The sequence below is a fragment of the Rouxiella silvae genome, assembly GCF_002093625.1.
GTDB lineage: Bacteria > Pseudomonadota > Gammaproteobacteria > Enterobacterales > Enterobacteriaceae > Rouxiella > Rouxiella silvae.
Genome location: NZ_MRWD01000008.1, coordinates 1 through 18,501 on the forward strand (window position 1 = coordinate 1; position 18,501 = coordinate 18,501).

17 protein-coding genes and 1 other RNA gene are annotated in these 18,501 nt (G+C 51.3%); 9 read left to right on the plus strand and 9 right to left on the minus strand.

What is annotated here, in order from left to right; all coding sequences use genetic code 11:
- From BS639_RS04665 to BS639_RS04675, 3 genes are all read left to right on the plus strand, one after another.
- On the plus strand, positions 1-435 hold a 435-nt coding region (locus BS639_RS04665), incomplete at its 5' end, for a hypothetical protein (RefSeq protein WP_407690299.1).
- 293 nt (positions 436-728) lie between these two features.
- Positions 729-1,097 (plus strand): Hha toxicity modulator TomB, encoded by a 369-nt coding sequence (tomB, locus tag BS639_RS04670; protein ID WP_055776852.1) that lies wholly within the window; start codon positions 729-731, stop codon positions 1,095-1,097.
- Between the two features lie 44 nt (positions 1,098-1,141).
- A complete protein-coding gene (locus BS639_RS04675; protein WP_055778183.1) occupies positions 1,142-1,345 on the plus strand; it encodes an HHA domain-containing protein in 204 nt (67 codons plus the stop codon).
- 173 nt (positions 1,346-1,518) lie between these two features.
- Here BS639_RS04675 and BS639_RS04680 read toward each other — a convergent pair whose 3' ends face one another.
- Positions 1,519-2,448, minus strand: coding sequence for a LysR family transcriptional regulator (locus BS639_RS04680; RefSeq protein WP_084982371.1), 930 nt, complete (start codon positions 2,446-2,448; stop codon positions 1,519-1,521).
- A gap of 154 nt (positions 2,449-2,602) precedes the next feature.
- On the opposite strand from BS639_RS04680, the gene BS639_RS04685 reads away from it, so the two are divergent.
- Both BS639_RS04685 and BS639_RS04690 read left to right on the plus strand, forming a co-directional pair.
- On the plus strand, positions 2,603-4,390 hold the full coding sequence (locus tag BS639_RS04685; RefSeq protein ID WP_084982406.1) for an adenine deaminase: 1,788 nt from the start codon (positions 2,603-2,605) through the stop codon (positions 4,388-4,390).
- A 95-nt stretch (positions 4,391-4,485) separates the two neighbouring features.
- Positions 4,486-5,829: an NCS2 family permease gene (locus BS639_RS04690; RefSeq protein WP_055776846.1), complete on the plus strand. Its 1,344-nt coding sequence runs from the start codon at positions 4,486-4,488 to the stop codon at positions 5,827-5,829.
- A 74-nt stretch (positions 5,830-5,903) separates the two neighbouring features.
- Here the strand turns inward: BS639_RS04690 and ffs are convergent.
- Positions 5,904-6,000: signal recognition particle sRNA small type (gene ffs, locus BS639_RS04695), an RNA gene on the minus strand.
- A 142-nt stretch (positions 6,001-6,142) separates the two neighbouring features.
- Between ffs and BS639_RS04700 the strand changes: the two genes are divergently transcribed.
- Positions 6,143-6,451, plus strand: a complete 309-nt coding sequence (locus tag BS639_RS04700) for an MGMT family protein (RefSeq protein WP_055776841.1) — start codon at positions 6,143-6,145, stop codon at positions 6,449-6,451.
- A 68-nt stretch (positions 6,452-6,519) separates the two neighbouring features.
- Here the strand turns inward: BS639_RS04700 and BS639_RS04705 are convergent, their stop codons facing one another.
- Positions 6,520-7,089 carry a YbaY family lipoprotein gene (locus BS639_RS04705; RefSeq protein WP_055776838.1) on the minus strand — a complete coding sequence of 190 codons (570 nt, stop codon included), beginning with the start codon at positions 7,087-7,089 and terminating at the stop codon, positions 6,520-6,522.
- Positions 7,090-7,380: 291 nt separating this feature from the next.
- Between BS639_RS04705 and tesB the strand changes: the two genes are divergently transcribed.
- Entirely contained in the window at positions 7,381-8,247 is an 867-nt protein-coding gene (gene tesB / locus BS639_RS04710; RefSeq protein ID WP_084982372.1) for an acyl-CoA thioesterase II, read from the plus strand.
- 119 nt (positions 8,248-8,366) lie between these two features.
- On the opposite strand, the gene amtB is transcribed toward tesB, so the two are convergent.
- From amtB to BS639_RS04735, 5 genes are all read right to left on the minus strand, one after another.
- Entirely contained in the window at positions 8,367-9,653 is a 1,287-nt protein-coding gene (gene amtB / locus BS639_RS04715) for an ammonium transporter AmtB (RefSeq protein ID WP_055776833.1), read from the minus strand.
- Positions 9,654-9,707: 54 nt separating this feature from the next.
- On the minus strand, positions 9,708-10,046 hold the full coding sequence (gene glnK / locus BS639_RS04720; protein WP_009639071.1) for a P-II family nitrogen regulator: 339 nt from the start codon (positions 10,044-10,046) through the stop codon (positions 9,708-9,710).
- 355 nt (positions 10,047-10,401) lie between these two features.
- Positions 10,402-12,210, minus strand: a complete 1,809-nt coding sequence (locus BS639_RS04725; protein ID WP_324187971.1) for a SmdB family multidrug efflux ABC transporter permease/ATP-binding protein — start codon at positions 12,208-12,210, stop codon at positions 10,402-10,404.
- Entirely contained in the window at positions 12,207-13,976 is a 1,770-nt protein-coding gene (locus BS639_RS04730) for a SmdA family multidrug ABC transporter permease/ATP-binding protein (protein WP_084982373.1), read from the minus strand. The genes BS639_RS04725 and BS639_RS04730 overlap by 4 nt, the downstream gene beginning before the upstream one ends.
- A gap of 92 nt (positions 13,977-14,068) precedes the next feature.
- Positions 14,069-14,524 carry an Lrp/AsnC family transcriptional regulator gene (locus BS639_RS04735; protein ID WP_055776826.1) on the minus strand — a complete coding sequence of 152 codons (456 nt, stop codon included), beginning with the start codon at positions 14,522-14,524 and terminating at the stop codon, positions 14,069-14,071.
- A gap of 122 nt (positions 14,525-14,646) precedes the next feature.
- Between BS639_RS04735 and BS639_RS04740 the strand changes: the two genes are divergently transcribed.
- Positions 14,647-15,690, plus strand: a complete 1,044-nt coding sequence (locus BS639_RS04740; RefSeq protein WP_055776823.1) for a PLP-dependent cysteine synthase family protein — start codon at positions 14,647-14,649, stop codon at positions 15,688-15,690.
- 60 nt (positions 15,691-15,750) lie between these two features.
- Here BS639_RS04740 and cof read toward each other — a convergent pair whose 3' ends face one another.
- The gene (gene cof / locus BS639_RS04745; RefSeq protein WP_084982374.1) at positions 15,751-16,590 is read right to left on the minus strand and encodes an HMP-PP phosphatase; all 840 of its coding nucleotides are present in this window, start codon (positions 16,588-16,590) and stop codon (positions 15,751-15,753) included.
- Positions 16,591-16,715: 125 nt separating this feature from the next.
- On the opposite strand from cof, the gene BS639_RS04750 reads away from it, so the two are divergent.
- Positions 16,716-18,437, plus strand: a complete 1,722-nt coding sequence (locus tag BS639_RS04750; RefSeq protein WP_084982375.1) for an SgrR family transcriptional regulator — start codon at positions 16,716-16,718, stop codon at positions 18,435-18,437.
- Positions 18,438-18,501 lie beyond the last annotated feature (64 nt).

An 18,501-nucleotide genomic window follows, 5' to 3' on the forward strand; every position in this document is an offset into this window, starting at 1 on the left:
AATTATTTTTTCTCTTTTGCCACTTTACCTCGAAAATGTGTAATAATTAACGCTGACCATTTTAATGATCAGATAATTCTTATGAAGAAATTGATTACTTATGATACTCAGGGAAAAGAACTCAGCATTGCTGAACTTAAGCAGATAATAGAATCTAATATCCAAGTGATTGAGGACACATTAACTGCCGGGTTAACTTATTATTCGCAAAATGCTCGCTATACGCCGGGCACGCTGGTTATCAAATCTATTGAATTATTACATAATCAATTGTATTCAATGAGTTACACTTATGACTGGACCATTTTCAATGGCTGCCTTGACCTCAACTCAGAAGAAGACGCCAAAGAAACCGTGTCATTTATCGTTAAACCCAATGGTTTGGAGTTTGATATAATAGATTTTGATTCGGCCGGCACTGAGAATGAATTGTAAGTTTCAGTAATAGGTTTGCGCAGTTTTCAAAAATTAGATTATATTTATATTGTGAGTTCATTATTACGTCATGTCAGGTATCCTTGACAACATTCGATACGATAATGAGCGTGGCAATCAACCCTGAACCTGCCGCTTCTCAACAATAGTGATACGAAATATCATTTATTTTTAATAGGGTAATATTTTTTACTAAGCAGTCCCTGGTTCAGCTCGGCTTTTGTTGTTTATTTACAATTTTTGTTTACTCACAGAGTGTTATCACACCGAATAACCATTACGGAGGGGATGATATGGATGAGTACTCGCCTAAGCGACATGATATTGCGCAACTGCGGTTCCTCAACGAAAATTTGTACGACGAAGGAATTGCAACCCTGGGAGACAGCCATCATGGCTGGGTCAATGATCCAACTTCAGCGGTAAATCTGCAGTTGAATGACCTGATTGAGCATATTGCCTCTTTCATCATGAGCTTTAAAATTAAATACCCGGATGAAACGAACCTCAGCGACCTGGTAGAAGAGTATCTTGACGATACCTATACCCTGTTTAGCAATTACGGAATTAACGATTCTGATTTACGTCAATGGCAAAAAACCAAAAAACGACTATTCAGAATGTTCTCAGGGGATTATGTCTGTACCTTGATGAAAACATAAAAGATAATTTAATAAAGAATGTAGATACAGTTGAAAAGGCTATGATGAACAAAACCGACTATTTGATGCGTTTAAGAAAATGCACCACTATCGATACGCTTGAACGTGTTATTGAGAAAAATAAGTACGAACTTTCTAATGATGAGTTGGAGTTGTTTTACTCTGCGGCAGATCATCGCCTCGCCGAGTTAACAATGAATAAGCTTTACGATAAAATCCCCGTCGCCGTTTGGAAGTTTGTACGCTAATTTCTCATCCTTCCCTCATTGAGCCGATATTTTCTCGGCTCAATGCATTTTTACTTATCTTAAATTTATGCCCGATACCGTTATTAATTAATCAGGCTTAAATGTAGGATACATTTATCTTGCTAATGAGTTCCATCTACTGAAACTCACAGCTCTACTCGCCTATTTTCACCCTATAATTTTAGCCTTTGACGAAATGCCTGCAGTAAATATTGAAAACACTGCTCCGTTTGCGGTGAGCGCAAAGGTGAATGGGTTCTCATCATCGCTACCGTACGGGTTAATTCTGGCTGCTGTAAATGCATCACGGTTAATTCATCGTCATTAAGCGTCGACGTATACAGCTCGGGCAATATGGCCAGTGCCAATCTTGAGCGCACTAACCCGTAAAGTGTCTCCTGAAAATCGACCCGATAGGCGATGTCCAGATTTAAACGATGGCTTTCAATAAGCGAGTTAACCAGACGACTCACATTGCCCCTAAGGAAGATAGCAATGGGCCGCTGCGCCAGATGTCGCCAGGGTAAATGATGGCCATCGGCAAGCACGTCGTCCTTACGCATCACCACAACAAAAGGGTCCTCCAGCAGCGGAAAAACCTCTATTTTTGACGGTACCGTGCTGTCGAGCGACCCCAGTCCAAAATCAATTGACCCCTTCTCAAGCTCAATGACAAGCCGGTCATTGGTCAGGTCATGAAACTCGACCCGAAGATGTGGAAAACGCGTTGCCAGCAGCTCGGGAACCGCAGGAAAGAGTAGCGTACTGACCGAGGGCACCAATCCGATTCGCAACGTCCCGTCACCCCCCTGGGCCATAATCTGCAGCATGTCATCGAAAGTATTGTGCGCAATATTCAGCATTCTTTCCGCATAGGGCAAAATCGCCAGCCCCCTATCGGTCAGAGTCACCGCCTGCGCCGTGCGATTCACCAGCTTGCCGCCCAACACGGACTCAATCTGGCGCAGCGCGCTGCTTAATGCTGGCTGACTGATAGCCAAAAGATGTGCCGTAGCCGTAAAGCTGCGCAGTTCGGCGAGCGTAACAAAATACTGAATTTGTTTAAGCGATAACGCAGGCAACCTGCGCCAGGGTTCAGACATAAATCCCCGTCAGTTCAATGATGCAGCAGAAAGTATTCGCCAGCATAACCCCATCTTATCCACTGATAAAATAAATCATCTGTTAAATCGCTGTCGGCCTGCCTACAGTAAGGCCATTCCCTCGTTTTCGACTCCTAATTTGGCAGACAATATGATGACCACAGACAAACCGGCCATTTCGCTGCGGCGGCGCGCGGTTCAGGCAGCGATGGGTGAGACGCCTTTCGACCGGTTGCTAAAAAATGCCCGACTGATTGACATGGTCACCGGTGAAATTCGCGAGGTCGATATCGGCCTGTCCGGCTCGATTATTGCCAGCGTTCATCCGTGCGGTGACGACTTTGAGGCGACAATAACCCAAGACCTGGCTGGAGCCTTCCTCTCCCCCGGTCTGATTGACACCCACGTTCACGTAGAAAGCTCACACCTCCCAGCTCACCGCTACGCGCAAATTGTGGTTGCACAGGGCACCACCACCATTTACTGGGACCCGCACGAGCTCGCCAATGTGCTGGGTGTCGAAGGCGTACGCTATGCGGTGGAGTCAAGCCGCGGCCTGCCGCTGCGGGTGATCTGCGCCGCGCCTTCAAGCGTGCCATCAACGCCCGGCCTTGAGACATCGGGCGCTGATTTTCGCGGTAAAGAGATGCAAACCATGCTTGCCTGGCCAGAAGTTGCTGGCGTTGCTGAAATGATGGACATGCACGGCGTGATCACCGGCAGTGAACGCATGCTGGAAATTCTTGATGCCGGGCTCAGCAGCGGCAAGTTGATCGAAGGGCATGCGCGCGGGCTCAAAGGAAAAGAGCTGCAAGCCTATTTAGCGGCGGGCGTTGGCTCGGATCATGAGCTGACCTCGGCCGAAGACGCGCTTGAAAAACTGCGCGCGGGGCTGAATCTACAAATTCGCGGCTCGCATCCGTATTTACTGCCTGACATTGTCAGCGCACTTAAAACGCTGCCCCATCTGTCATCGCAAATCACGCTGTGCACCGACGACGTACCGCCAGACTTTTTGCTTGAGCGGGGCGGAATGATTGCTTTGGTCAATACGCTGATCGACTGCGGTTTACCCGCACAAGACGTGCTGCGCATGGCAACCTTTAACGCTGCTCTGCGCCTACAGCGTGCCGATTTGGGCCTGATTGCCGCTGGCCGCAGTGCCGATTTCTTCACCTTCGATTCGCTGGAAAAGATCTGCCCCGACAAAGTTTTTGTCGGTGGACAATGCATCGCCGACGGTGGTCGCATGCTGATTGAAGAAACTGAACCTACGACCCTGCTTCAGCCACCGCGCGACACCATGCACCTTACGCCGGTCGAAGAGTCTGACTTCGCCATCCGCATTCCAAGCGTCAACCATGGCAAAGCTACGCTACGACACATCAAGGGCGCGCGCTTCACCCAGTGGAGCGAAACCACAGTAGACGTACGGGCAGGCGTGGTGCAATTACCGGCGGAGTTTAGCCTGATTTGGGTTCTGCATCGTCACGGGAAATACCCGGCAAAGCCTCAGCTTGCACTGCTAGAGGGTTGGGGGGAATTACGCGGCGCGATTGCCACGTCCTATTCCCATGACGCGCATAATTTGGTGGTGCTGGGGCGTGACCCTGCCGAAATGGCGCTGGCGGCAAACCATCTTATTACCTGCGGCGGTGGCATGGCGTTAAGCCAGAATGGAAAACTGCTGGCCAATGTCGACATGCCGATTGCCGGGATGCTGTCTGACTTACCCGCCGAGCAGTTGGCCGCGCAGTTTAAAAATCTGCGCGATTTGAGTGCCAAAATTGCCGATTGGGAGCCGCCTTATCGGGTGTTTAAAGCGATTGAAGGCACCTGTCTGGCCTGTAATGCCGGCCCACACCTGACGGATTTAGGGCTGACCGACGGTGGAACGCGACAAATTATCGACCCGCTGACCGACGCTTGGGAAGTGCCATAAACAACTGTTTTATGTGAAGGGCAACTTATAAATAACACAAGCAATTGATAGCAAAGCATAAAAAAGATAATTCATTTTGTTCAGGGGAACACAACATGGCACAACCATCCGTTACTAACGCCGTCTCCGGTGGAGGCTGGCTACAAAGACGTTTCCAACTTTACCAACGTCAAACCAGTGTGAAAATAGAGTGTCTTGCGGGTATTACCGGTTTTTTGGCCGCCGCTTATCTTTTGGTAGTAATCCCAGGTTTGCTGGCAGTCGGCGGCATTGATAAAGGCGCTGCGCTGACAGGCACCATTATCGTTCTGGTTGCCGGCAGTTTGCTGATGGCCTTCTATGCCAACCTGCCGTTTATGGTCGGGCCTGGCATAGGCGGTTCGGTGCTGGTCGGTATCACGCTGGCAGGTGACGGCATTACATGGCCTGTCGGGCTGGGAATAGCCTGCTGGTCTGGTATCTTATTCTTTCTGTTGACCATTTTGGGACTTCGCGAAGTGGTTACCCGATCGATTCCGCAGTCGATCAAGCTGGGCCTGACGGCGTCTATCGGCATCTTTGTTGCCTTGCTAGGCTTTCGCAATGCGGGTCTGGTTACCGCCAACGTTAAAACACACGCCCTTGGGCTGGGTGATTTTACCGCGCCCGGTGCGCTGATTGCGCTGCTGGGTTTATTAATCGCGATAGGGCTGCAGGCGCGTCGCGTTCCCGGCGCTATTTTGTGGGCCATTCTGTTAGCCACGCTGGCCGGTCTGCCTTTCGGCATTACACATTTACCTGCCGAATGGATTTCCCTGCCGCATTCATTAACGCCGCTTATCGGTAAAGTTGACCTGCTGGGCGCGCTTAATATTGCCTTCCTGCCGTTCCTGTTTATCTTTTTTGCCTCAGAGTTTTTCTCGACCATGGGCACGACGCTGGCCGTTGGCGGTGAAGCAGGGCTGCTCGACGAACACGGCAATATGAAGAACATCAATCGTCCGTTCGTTGTCGATTCTATCGCGGCGGCATTAGGTCCTATTTTCGGCATTCCTGCGGCGACGGCGCTGATTGAGTCTGCGGCAGCAGCCGAAGCGGGTGGCAAAACGGGGCTAACGGCACTGACCGCTGCGGTGATGTTTTTACTGATGCTGTTGTTGACGCCGATAGCGCTGATGATCCCGAAAGAGGCAACGGCACCCGCATTAATTCTGATTGGGCTAAATATGTTCAGCGGCTTGCGCAAAGTCGATTTGAGCAACTTTACCGAAGGTCTGCCGGTATTAATGATGGTGATGGCTACGCTGATTTCTAACAGTTTCGGGACGGGTATTGCCGCAGGGTTGCTGTTCTATGTGGCGATAAAAGTCGTGGCGGGGAAAGCACGTGAAGTGCCGGTGAGTCTTTACGTTTTGGCTATTCCGCTGGTGTATTATTTCGCAACACTGACGCACCATTAACACTGGGTTGACGGATAAAATGGGCTTGATGGGGAAAGAAGGAAAATAGTGCGGTGGGGCCGAAATGGTGGAGGCCCTGCCAGCTACATCCCGGCACACACGACACCTGCTATGGCTGCTTCCTTCCGGACCTGACCGAGTTAACAAGTTAGCGTTGCGGGAGAACCAACAGGGCCCCCATTGACGTTGACGGCTTCAATACTGCGAAGCGGTGGGCATTATCAGGGATGGCCTAAACAAAAGCAAGTTAACTGCCGACAACCGTTGTTTTCTTATACAATCAACGGTGAATTCTTTTCACAAAGGTGTTTGCATGTCAGAAGTCGACAATTTTCGCCAGCGGGTGTTTCAAATCATCGCGGCTATTCCCTTGGGGCAAGTGACCACTTACGGCGAAGTCGCTCGCCTTGCAGGTTCACCGCGCGCCGCGCGTCAGGTCGGCGGTGTCTTGAAGAAATTGCCTGAGGGTAGCAGTCTCCCCTGGCATCGTGTGGTCAATCGTCACGGTGAGATTTCACTTCAGGGAGAAGATTTTAAACGACAGCGTCATGCGCTACTGGCCGAAGGTATTATCTTTAAAAAAGGGCAAATTGATTTGCTAAAGTTTGGCTGGAAGTTGTAACTCCCTTCTCCCGCAGGCGGAAGAAGGGACGGACTTAACGGCCCAATTCATTAATTAATAAGACTTAATTAATAAGAGGTAATAGGAGCCGGTTGGGGTACAGGTACCGCGTTAGGGGCTGTATCACCCGTGTTACCCATAGGACCTAAACCCGTAGGTTTGGTCGCAACAGGGACTGCCGTTACCGGAACCAGGTTCAGGTCAGCACGGGTGCCTTTCGCACCGTTAATCACTTCTTTAATGTTGTCGGTGATAAACACCAGACGGTCGTTCACCGTTACGGCAGCACTCAGGATAATACGGGCATTAGGCTGGATGTCCTGCGGGTTATACGGCAGGATGAAGCTGAATGGTGCCTGTTTACCGTCGGTGCGTGCCACTTTCTGCGCAATCACGCGAGAAGGTGCGTCCGCCAATGAGGCATCCGACAGAGTTACCGTCAAGACCGCATCAGGCGGTAGGGCAACGCGCTGCGAAATGTTCACCATCCCCGAAACATTGGGTCCGGTAATGGCCGGTGCCGACGTCGGGCTAGCGCTCGAATTGGGTGAAGACTGCGGCGGTGCCTGATGCTGTGTAGCACAACCTGCAAGAGCAAAAGACAGCGCGGTTCCACCTACTATCTGCCAAAGTTTCATTGATCGTACTCCTTTTATGATCATCTGCACGACACGGTTTTCTATATGCCGATTTGATTGGAATGGATTATTTAACCACTCGTATCAATAACTATGGCACACAAAACTGAATTATTCCTGCCGTGGCCTTAATCAACCCTTCTGCTGCTATGCGCTATCTACTATCATAAATTAAGTAATTCTCGCTGTGACAGACGATTAGCGTCGTTTTTTGCGCCGGTGAGTCGCCAAAATTAACGGCATTTATGAGAAAATTCCGACCCAGTAATCCCTACATTCACGAGGCAACCTATGACTCAGGCACTAAATAAACTACTGGATCTCCTCAATCTTGAAAAAATAGAAGAAGGGTTGTTTCGTGGTCAGAGTGAAGATTTGGGGCTGCGCCAGGTATTCGGCGGACAGGTGGTTGGGCAGGCGCTTTACGCCGCAAAGCAGACAGTACCTGGCGATCGTGGCATTCACTCTTTTCACAGCTATTTTTTGCGTCCAGGTGACAGTAGCAAGCCGATTGTCTATGACGTAGAGAACCTGCGCGACGGCAACAGTTTCAGCGCGCGTCGCGTTAAAGCCGTACAGAGTGGCAAGCCGATATTTTACATGACGGCGTCGTTCCAAAGTCTGGAGGAAGGCTTTGAGCATCAAAACAGCATGCCAGAAGTTCCGGCACCGGAAACGCTTATCACCGAGACCGAGATAGCCAAAAAGTTTGCGCACATCATTCCCGAAAAAGTCAGGGAAAAGTTTATCGGTCAAAGACCCATAGAGATGCGTCCAGTTAAGTTTCACAACCCGTTGCAGGGCAAGGTAGAGCCTCCGGAGCGCGCAGTGTGGATAAAAGCCAACGGCGCTATGCCGGACGACCTGCGAATTCATCAGTACCTGCTGGGCTATGCTTCAGACTTCAACTTTTTACCCACCGCCCTACAGCCGCACGGTGTGGGCTTTCTTGAACCGGGCATGCAGGTCGCCACCATCGATCACTCAATGTGGTTCCATCGCCCTTTCCGTCTCGATGAATGGCTGCTGTACAGCATTGAGAGCACCTCGGCTTCAGGCGCGCGGGGATTCGTTCGCGGACAGTTTTACACCCGAGAAGGCGTGCTGGTTGCCTCCACCGTGCAGGAAGGGGTCATGCGGCAGAGAAAGCCGGAGTAAGTGTCGCGTTATTTAGGGTGGCCAAAAATCAAAAAGAAGGGGGACGATAATTATCGTCCCCCTTTTTGCTATCTCATCATGCCCCATTTACAGGGAGAGTATAGGTTCGCCCACCAGGATTACTGGTTGTAAGCATTTTCGCCGTGGCTGTTAACGTCCAGACCTTCGCGCTCTTGTTCTTCAGGAACACGCAGACCCACAACCATGTCAGCAATTTTGTAAGCGATGAAAGCAACCACGCTTGACCAAACCAGAGTAACAACAACACTCAACAGCTGGATCCAGACTTGGTGACCCATAGTCACGCCTTCTGCATAACCGGTACCGCCCAGAGAGCTGGCACTGAATACGCCGGTCAGGATACACCCAACGATACCGCACACGCCGTGAACGCCAAACACGTCACAGGTGTCATCAACGTTGAGCCATTTTTTCAGGGTGACAACACCCCACAGGCCAGCAACGCCGCCTACTAGACCAATAATCAGAGCACCACCGACGCCGACGGTACCACAGGCTGGGGTGATAGCAACCAGACCCGCGATAGCACCGGAACATGCGCCCAGCAGAGAAGGTTTGCCGCGCACCATCCACTCAACCAGCACCCATGACAGGATTGCGCCTGCGGTTGCCATCACAGTGTTAAGGAACGCCAGCGCTGCGATTGAGCTTGCCGCACTTGCAGAACCGGCGTTGAAGCCGAACCAGCCCACGTAGAGGATAGCTGCACCGGTGAACACCATTGGCAGGTTGTGTGGTTTGAATGCTTCTTTACCGAAGCCCGCACGTTTGCCCAACAGGTAGGCACCGACCAGACCCGCGCTTGCTGCGTTGATGTGAACAACAGTACCGCCCGCAAAGTCCAGCGCGCCGTCTGCTGCCAGGAAACCACCCGCCCAAACCATGTGTGCGATTGGGATGTAGGAGAAGGTCAGCCAGATAACAGTGAAAATCAGAACCGCAGAGAAACGAACGCGCTCAGCGATGCCGCCCACGACCAGCGCAACCGTAATGGCCGCGAAAGAGCATTGGAAAGCAACGTGGATCATTTGCGAGAAGGTGCCGGTGACAGATGTCAGACCGATACCTTTTAGCATAGCATTGCTGAAGCCGCCGAAGAATGCGTTACCTTCGCTGAAGGCCAGGCTGTAACCGTAAAGCATCCACAGTACGCAAACCAGAGCAAAAGTGACGATAACCTGAGTCAGCATCGACAAAACGTTTTTTGAACGCAGTAAACCGCCGTAAAACAGTGCAACGCCCGGTACGGTCATAAACAGCACCAGCGCAGTACAAATCATCATGAAGGCATTATCAGCGCCATTGGCTACCGGGTCGGCAGCCATTGCCAGCGTAGGCAGCATCGCTACCGCAGCCAGGCCCATCATGGATAAGAGTTTTTTCATTATCAATCTACCCCTGTTTCTCTTATATAAAAGTTCTAATATCCGAGTCTGTAATTACAGCGCTGCTTCGTCGGTTTCGCCGGTGCGAATACGAATAACACGTTGCAATTCGGCAACGAAAATTTTGCCATCACCGATCTTGCCGGTGTAGGCCGCTTTACTGATCACGTCGATAACTTCATCGAGCTGATCGTCAGCGATTGCGATATCTATTTTTACTTTTGGCAGGAAGTTGACGCTGTACTCAGCACCACGATACAACTCCGCATGACCTTTTTGGCGACCAAAACCTTTAACTTCTGTTACGGTCAGCCCTTGAATGCCCACAGCAGACAATGCTTCACGCACGTCTTCCAGCTTGAAAGGTTTGATCACCACAGTAACCAGCTTCATTTTGCCACTCCTTAAATTAAGAGCTTATCGTGATGCGACTCACGCCCAATACAAAAGGGTTAAAGCAAAGGCTGTGCCAAATGTGTACAAAGTTGACGATTCAGCTAATTAACGCCAACCTGCGCCGTATTCGGTTTATTCAAGAAGCTCTTTGGCAAGATTAGTGCAGCAATAGATGAACAAAGTGTAGCCGATTGAGCACCAATTTGGTGCGTGGTGGTCACAAAGAGTGCAGAGGTATCAGAGCCCGCTGAGGCGCTGCATGATGATGGTGCGTTGAATCAATAGGAAGGATATTGAGGTGAGCGAAAAACGCGTCATAAAGCCGACACTTCGTCGACTTTATGACCTGAGTTTAGGCAAGCGGAAGCGCTTCAGACTGCTCGGCGCAGGCAAGCTCTTCACCCGCCAATTGCAGCTGATACATCTGATAATAGCGACCTTTTTCCTGCAGCAGCTGGAAGTGATTACCCTGCTCAACCGCCTGCCCACGATGCAGTACCAAGATGTTATCGGCGTCCACAATGGTCGAAAGACGGTGGGCGATAACCACCAAGGTGGTTTGCTGTCTTATGGCACGTAGCGCTCTCGAAATAGCCTGCTCGGTGCCGGAGTCGATATTTGCCGTTGCCTCGTCGAGGATCAGAATCTCGGGCGCTTGCACCAAAACACGTGCCATCGCCAGCAGCTGTTTCTGTCCAACGGAGAGATTATTGCCCTGCTCACCGAGCCGCGTGTGAATACCCTCGGGCATGGCCTTGACCAACGGCGCTAACTGCACGGTTTCAAGCGCGTGCCAGACCTGCTCTTCGTCAACATCGCGACCGAGGGTAACGTTGGCCAAAACTGTTTCTGCCAGCACAACCGGGTCCTGCTGCACCATCGCTACGCCCTTGCGCAGGCAGGAGTGGGACAGACTGGTCAACGGGCGACCATCAATCAGGATTTCTCCACGATTCAGCGGATAGTATCCCATCAGCAGGTTGGCTAAAGTGCTCTTGCCGCTGCCGGTGTGTCCAACCAGTGCCACAAATCCGCGTGAAGGCACATGCAACGAAATATCTTCAAGCACCCACTTGTCATCACGATAGGCAAAACTGACGTCGCGAAAATCAATTTCGCCGCTGGTCAACGGCTGTACGTCTTCACCGTACTCCTGCTGCGAGCGGTCCATTAAATCAAAAATGCGCTCGCCGGCCACCACCGCCTGCTGAAGAATTGACTGCTGCGAGGTGAGCGCAATCAGCGGTTCGTTGAGTCGCGAGAGATAGTTAATAAAGGCATAGAGCACGCCGACGCCAATACTGCCCTCCTCGCTAAAACCAAACAGTACCAGCAGCCCGCACAATATTAACGAACCAAAGAGGCTGAGCAGTGGGCGAAGCAGGAAACCTTCCAGTTTCAGCGTTTTCATGCGCGCCAGGTAGTGCGACTGACTGGCGCGACTTAGGCGCTCACCAAAGCGTTTTTGCTGACGAAACTGCTGCACCACGCCCATGCCATTAATTACTTCATTAAAGCCGTCGTTGATATCGGCCAAATAGGTGCGTACTTGCCGCACCACCGGTGTGCTGTAAACCTGATACAGCGCCATAACCACCAGCACAGCAGGGAAAATACAGATAGCAATCAGTGCCATGCGCCAGTCGAGCAGGAACATCGCCACCAGCATGGCACCAATCAGAGCAATACTGCGCAACACCGTTGACACCACGGTAACATAGAGGTCACGGATGACTTCGGTATCATTGGTGACGCGCGAAATAAGCTGCCCCACCGGCTGGGTATCGAATGCACTCAAAGGTTGGCGCAGCGCGGCGTCCATCACGTCGGTGCGCAAGCGCTGTACCACGCCGACCGCCGCGCGGTTAAACAACAGCGCCTGAGAATAGTGCAGGCTGGCGGCCAATATTTGCAGCACGATAAAAGTGACGGCAAGCAGGCTGACCATGCCCAGCGGCAACAGGCCTTTCGACACATAGTTGTCAATGAAATAGCTGATGAGGATCGGACCAAGCACCTCGGCAGCGGCGGCTATCCAAAGCATGACCACCGCAATAGACAGCGGTTTGCGGTAGGATTTCCCGTAGACCAGCAGCCGTTTGAGCGTGGGCCACAGTTTGATTTTTTTGGCGGGTGCCGCGTTTGAAAGAGTCTTACTCACGGTTTAACGGGCTCCTGTTGGGCAGGAACTTCATCCAATGCCGCTTCAAGCTGTTGATAACGATGCATATCACGATACCAACCTGCGTGGGTAGAGAGGGTTTCATGATTGCCTCTTTGGGCAATCGCTCCCTTATGGAACACCAGAATTTCTGCCGCATCAAACAGAGCAGACAGGCGGTGCGCACTGATAATCACCGTTTTATTGCTGCCCCACTGGCGCAAATTCTGCAAAATCTGGTGCTCGGTGCGGCCATCGACGGCGCTGAGGGCATCATCAAGAATCAAAATTTCAGCATCAAGCAGCAGGGCACGAGCAATCGAAATACGCTGCTTTTGACCGCCAGACAGCATCACGCCCCGTTCGCCCACTTCGGTTTCATACCCCTGTGGTAAACGCAAAATATCGTCATGAACACAGGCCATTTTCGCCGCCTGTTCAATTTCTGCCTGCGTGGCGTTTGGGCGACCCAGGGCAATGTTTTGCGCCACGGTGTCTGAAAATAGAAACGGTGTTTGGCTGACGATGGCCATTTTCGAACGCCAGTCGTCGAGCAGAACGTCGCTCAGCGTCTTATTCTGATAGCGAATGCTGCCTTCTGTGACATCAAACTGTCGCTGTATCAGGGATAGAAGCGTGCTTTTTCCTGCGCCGGTCGGGCCGCAAAGCCCCAGCATTTTGCCCGGGGCAAGGCGAAACTGAATGTCCTGCAGGGCGGGCGAATGGGTTTTAGGATAGTAAAAGTTATCAATATCAACATCGAGACTGCCGGGGTCGGCCGAAAGAGGCTGAGTACCGTCAACCACGCACGGCGCTTCTCGCAGAAGGCTGCGAATGCGGCTGTAGGCGGCGCTGCCTCGTTCCACGATGTTAAACATCCACGCTAATGCCAGCATCGGCCAGATCATTAATCCCAGATACATCACAAAGCTGGTGAGCTGGCCAAGAGTAAGATGGCCATTGACTACCATCCAACTTCCGCCACCGATAGCCAACATGTTAGCCATGCCGATAGAAACATAAATCGTTGGATCAAAGCGGGCATCGACGCGGGCAACGCGCATATTTTTGACGCCGGTGTCCTGCGCCACGTCGGCAAACTGTGAAGACTGATGGTTTTCGAGACCAAAAGCTTTGATCATGCGAATGCTAGTCAGACTCTCCTGCGCCTGATCGTTTAATGACGAAAAGGCCGCTTGGGCAACTTTGAAACGTTGATGCAGCTGGTCACCGTAGCGCTTAATCACCACCGCCATAATTGGCATAGGCACCAGGGAAAGCAGGGTTAGCTCCCAGCTGATTTGCGTCGCCATCACGATAAGCACGGCGAGGCCCATCACCAGCGAATCCACCAGCGTTAACACCCCTTCTCCGGCGGCAAAAACCACGCGGTCTACGTCATTAGTCGCGCGAGCAATCAGATCGCCAGTACGGTGACGTAAATAAAAGGCCGGATGCTGGCGGCTCAGCTGACGATAAAAATTCTGGCGCAGTTCGACCGCCAACTGATAGGAGGCGCCGAACAGCAGCACGCGCCACACATAGCGCAGCAAATAAACTAAAATGGCAGTGCCAAGGATAAGCCCGAGCCAACCAAAGAGTTTATTTGCAGGCAGCGTTTTGCTGGTCACGCCATCAATAATGATGCCCACAAGTTTTGGCGGCAACAGTTGCAGAATGGCGATGATAATTAACAGAGCGACGGCTCCCAGATACCTACGCCATTCGCGGCGGAAATACCAGGCCAGTTGGGCAAACAGTCTCACGCAGATTTTTCCATGATTTTAGTTTTAAAATTCTTTGATTTTCCGCCTTAGGATAACACCGATAGCCGCCTATTCTTACGAAACTTTTTTGCTTAAAGAGGTAAATGCGTGGTCGATTTTATTCTCTCCATCGCAAAATTTGAGGTGACATCCAATAGCCCCGGCACGGCACTGACCAGCTTCTTGTAGAAGTTATCGTAGCTTTTCATATCGGCCACCTGCACCTGCATCAGGTAGTCATATTCTCCGGCCATTCGATAAAATGACAACACCTCGGGAAACGATTCAATCTGCTCAACGAAGTTCTGATACCACTGGCTGCTGTGCTGCTGCGTCTTAATGCGCACAAAGGCAGTAAGCGTCAGCCCCAGTTTTTCAGCATCGAGAAGAGCGACTTTACCCAGAATAACGCCCTCTTCTTCCAGCTTTTTAATGCGTTTCCAGCACGGCGTGGAGGTCAAATTGACGGCCTCGGCCAATTCATTGAGCGACAGCGTACAGTCTTGCTGTAGGAGCGCCAATAGCTTGCGGTCAGTTTTATCTAACATTTTAACATCCAGGAGAATAATTTTCTCTATAACTGCCTTTGTTCATTAAAAATAGCAACCTTTTTCCTTAAAGACCAAGGTAAGCTACGTCCTATTAAATTTAACTTCTCTGGAAACACGCAATGAACAGCTGCTGGGTTAAAAATGCCATTAAAGAGATCGACGCAGATTTTCGACGATCTGCGGATACTCATCTGATCCGCCTGAGTATTGTGGATTTTCCGGGGATTTCGCTGTATCTAAAAGATGAAAGCACTCACCCAACTGGCAGCCTTAAGCATCGTTTGGCGCGTTCGCTGTTTTTATACGGCCTGTGCAATGGCTGGATTAAGCAAGATACGCCGATTATCGAATCTTCCTCTGGCAGCACCGCCATTTCAGAAGCCTACTTTGCGCGCCTGTTGGGGCTGCCGTTTATCGCCGTCATGCCTGCTTGCACTGCGCCGCGTAAAATACAGCAAATCGAATTTTACGGCGGCAAATGTCATTTTGTAGAAAACTCGAGCCAGATTTATGCGGCTTCCGAACAGCTGGCCAAAGAGTTGAAGGGTCACTACATGGACCAATTCACCTATGCCGAGCGTGCAACCGACTGGCGCGGTAATAACAACATTGCCGACAGCATTTATCGTCAGATGACCCTAGAGCCCTATCCGGTACCGCGCTATCTGGTGATGAGTGCCGGAACGGGCGGCACGTCAGCGACGCTGGGCCGCTATATCCGCTATCAGGGGCATCAAACGGAGCTGGTGGTGGTTGACCCGGAAAATTCTGTATTTTACGATTGTTATCAACAGGGTAACAAAGATATTGTCGCCCAGTGCAGCAGCCGCATTGAGGGCATTGGCCGCCCGCGCGTCGAACCTTCATTTATTCCTGGGGTAATTGACCGCATGATGCGTGTGCCTGATGCCGCGAGCGTTGCCACAGTTCACTGGCTGGAAACGATGCTGGGCCGCAAGGTCGGCGGTTCAACCGGCACCAACGTGTGGGGTGCCCTGCTGCTGGCAGAGGAGATGCGTGAAAAGGGAGAGAAAGGCTCGATTGTGACGCTGATTTGCGACAGCGGCGAGCGCTATCAGCATACCTATTTTAATCCACACTGGGTGGCCGAAAATCTCGGCGATCTGTCGCCGTTTCGTGAAAAACTCGCTAACCTGCGTTGATTTTCAGCGCTATGGATCGGAAAAAAGCCGACGTTAAGCACGTCGGCTGGCTGTAAGACCTTAGTATTCGGGGGAATAGGTCAGGGTTGGTGAGTTCAGCCAATGTTGTAAAAAGTGCGAAACTGCCTGGTCTTTGCAATGTCCGATCACTTCAAGATGCGCAACCTGCTGCTTGAGCTGCGGCAACGCGTTGCCCATCACCAGCCCTCTGCCTACGCTTTCAAGCATTTCTCGGTCGTTCATTGCATCGCCAAACGCCATGCATTCACTGAGCGATATCGCCAGCCTGTCGGTCAGCAGGGCCAGCGCGCTGCCTTTATTACTGCCGACCGGCATAACGTCGAGACAGTCGTAAGCCGAGAAGCAAAAATCCAGCCTGTCGCCAAAACAGGTCTGCAGTACGGGTAACAGCGCCAACAGCTCGTCGTGTGCGGCGCAGAAGCAGACTTTACTGTTGCCAGAGGCTGAAATATTCTCCAACTCACTGAGCTGGTAACGGAACCCGCTAAATTGATGGGCATGCAGTAGCTCTGGCATATCTTGATTCGTTACCCAACCGTCGTCACGAAAAACGTGAAAGCTGGCTGCCGTGGGCCATTTATGGGTAATCAGTGTCTTAAAACTTTCCTCGGGCAAATTGCTGGCGTGCAGCAACGTGCCGTTAAGGTCATGCACGCGCGTCCCGTTGCCGGTTATCAGATAGCCGGGGATATCGATATTCGCCAAAATTTGTTTCATTTCGAGATAGTGACGGCCGGTGGCAAACACCAGCGTAACCCGGCGCTCGGCCAACTGACGCAGGCTGGAGAGCGTCTTCTCTCCCAACCGGTGATCTGGCATCAGCAGCGTACCGTCCATGTCAAAAGCGGCTAAACGAAGCGGTTTTTCCTGTTCCAACATGCCGTTCTCCCAGAGCTAAAATTGCTGCTTACCCGTCATTAACGGAAGAAATTTCTGCAAAAAGTATCGTCTATTATATGCTGAACAAATAGTGACAACTTATTAAAAACACTTCCGGATTTATTATGCGTTTGCAGAACCGCCTTAACCAGTATCAACGTTTATACGATAAAATCGGCCTCGACGTGCAGGCGGTGACCGTGGCGTCGCTGGCGGCAATTTTTTTCTGTAGCGAACGCCATACGCGAACGCTGTTAACACAGTTTCAGGAGTCAGGCTGGATAAGTTGGTCATCACAGGCCGGGCGAGGAAAACGAGCACAAATAAGTTGCCTTAAAACGCCCGAAAGCCTGAGAGAATCCTATCTGCAAAAGTTGTTAAACGAGGGAGAACACTCGGCCGCGCTCCAGCTTACACAGCTGGATCCGCAGCATCTTAACTCCCTCTTAGCACCTCATTTAGGTGGCCAATGGCAGGAAGATGCGCCGACGCTGCGTATCCCCTACTATCGCCCAATGCAGGTACTTGACCCACAAACGCTCAACGGACGCGCCGAGCAGCACATCGCGCATACGCTGCACGCTGGGCTGACTCGCTTTATTACCGGTCAACCCACCCCGCAGCCGGATCTCGCACACCATTGGCAAATAAGACAAGAAGGCGAGGTTTGGCAGTTTTTTCTGCGTAGCCAACTTTATTGGCATAATGGAGAACCCTTGCTCACCCGCCAACTGTGTCAGCTGTTTGAGAAGCTGCGCCACTCTGCGCACAGCCGCCACAGTCTGGAAAATGTTGAACGCATCTCTCAACCTCACGCGCTTTGTCTGCAATTTAATCTAAAAAAACCTGACTACTGGCTGGCCCATCGTTTGGCCGACCTTAGCTGCCTGCTGTTTCACCCAACGGAACCGACCATAGGTTCAGGCCCATTCAAACTGGCTCACTTTGCCGCCGAAAGAGTCAGGCTAGAACAGCATCCTTATTACCATCTGCAGCGCCCTTACCTTTCGGCGATTGAATATTGGATTTCGCCGCAGCGTTATGAGCCAAAGGGTAACGATAACGTCAGTTGCCAACATCCGGTGCAGATAATACTCGGTGAAAAAAGCGAAATGGGTTTACTCAGGCCAGTCAAGCGTAGCACCAGTCTGGGTTTCTGTTATTTGGCCGTAAATCTTCAAAGACAGCACCTCACTCCTGCGCAGGCGCAAAAAATAATTGCTTTGATTCAGCACTCGGGGCTTCTTGATAACTTGCCTATCGACCACTCTTTGGTGAAACGTAGCCGTGAAATGCTGCCCGGTTGGCCGCTGCCTGAACGGAATGAAAATCATGCGAGAATAAATGACGTACAGCTCCCCCCCAAGCTTGCACTGATGTTTCATCCGCCGATAGAACTGAAACTTTTGGCCGATGAACTGAAGGTTATTCTTGCCACCCACGGGTGTGAGTTACACACCTCGTATCATCCCGGACGACTTTGGGACAGCGTCGAGCAGTTGGCCGAGGTGGATTTACTTCTCGGCGATCGGCTCATTGGTGAGGCTCCCGTCGCCACGCTGGAAAACTGGCTGCGCCAGGACCTGCTATGGCCCACGATTCTTGATGCTGAAAGTCTCGAGCAGCAAAATTGTCGCCTGCTTGAAATACAGCAGTTGCCCTCTGAATCGCTGCGCGAACAAAGGCTGCGTGAACATTTTTTCCAGCTCATGAAGCAGGGCAGCATTACGCCATTGTTCAATTATCAATACCAGGTCAGTGCGCCGCCGGGCGTTAATGGCGTGCAGCTTACCGCCTGGGGCTGGTTTGATTTCTGCCAGGCATGGTTGCCGCCGCCGCTCGACTAAGGTGACTGATTTTTACTATTAACGACTGCAAAACGTCAGTAACATACCGGCATTGAATGTTGCT

Bases quoted from the DNA above. Each gene is read 5' to 3' on its own strand.
- BS639_RS04680 (WP_084982371.1), bottom strand. From the start codon at position 2,448: ATGTCTGAACCCTGGCGCAGGTTGCCTGCGTTATCGCTTAAACAAATT.
- BS639_RS04685 (WP_084982406.1), top strand. From the start codon at position 2,603: ATGACCACAGACAAACCGGCCATTTCGCTGCGGCGGCGCGCGGTTCAG.
- BS639_RS04700 (WP_055776841.1), top strand. From the start codon at position 6,143: ATGTCAGAAGTCGACAATTTTCGCCAGCGGGTGTTTCAAATCATCGCG.
- glnK (WP_009639071.1), bottom strand. From the start codon at position 10,046: ATGAAGCTGGTTACTGTGGTGATCAAACCTTTCAAGCTGGAAGACGTG.
- amtB (WP_055776833.1), bottom strand. From the start codon at position 9,653: ATGAAAAAACTCTTATCCATGATGGGCCTGGCTGCGGTAGCGATGCTG.
- BS639_RS04675 (WP_055778183.1), top strand. From the start codon at position 1,142: ATGAACAAAACCGACTATTTGATGCGTTTAAGAAAATGCACCACTATC.
- BS639_RS04740 (WP_055776823.1), top strand. From the start codon at position 14,647: ATGAACAGCTGCTGGGTTAAAAATGCCATTAAAGAGATCGACGCAGAT.
- BS639_RS04735 (WP_055776826.1), bottom strand. From the start codon at position 14,524: ATGTTAGATAAAACTGACCGCAAGCTATTGGCGCTCCTACAGCAAGAC.
- cof (WP_084982374.1), bottom strand. From the start codon at position 16,590: ATGTTGGAACAGGAAAAACCGCTTCGTTTAGCCGCTTTTGACATGGAC.
- tesB (WP_084982372.1), top strand. From the start codon at position 7,381: ATGACTCAGGCACTAAATAAACTACTGGATCTCCTCAATCTTGAAAAA.
- BS639_RS04705 (WP_055776838.1), bottom strand. From the start codon at position 7,089: ATGAAACTTTGGCAGATAGTAGGTGGAACCGCGCTGTCTTTTGCTCTT.
- BS639_RS04690 (WP_055776846.1), top strand. From the start codon at position 4,486: ATGGCACAACCATCCGTTACTAACGCCGTCTCCGGTGGAGGCTGGCTA.
- tomB (WP_055776852.1), top strand. From the start codon at position 729: ATGGATGAGTACTCGCCTAAGCGACATGATATTGCGCAACTGCGGTTC.
- BS639_RS04750 (WP_084982375.1), top strand. From the start codon at position 16,716: ATGCGTTTGCAGAACCGCCTTAACCAGTATCAACGTTTATACGATAAA.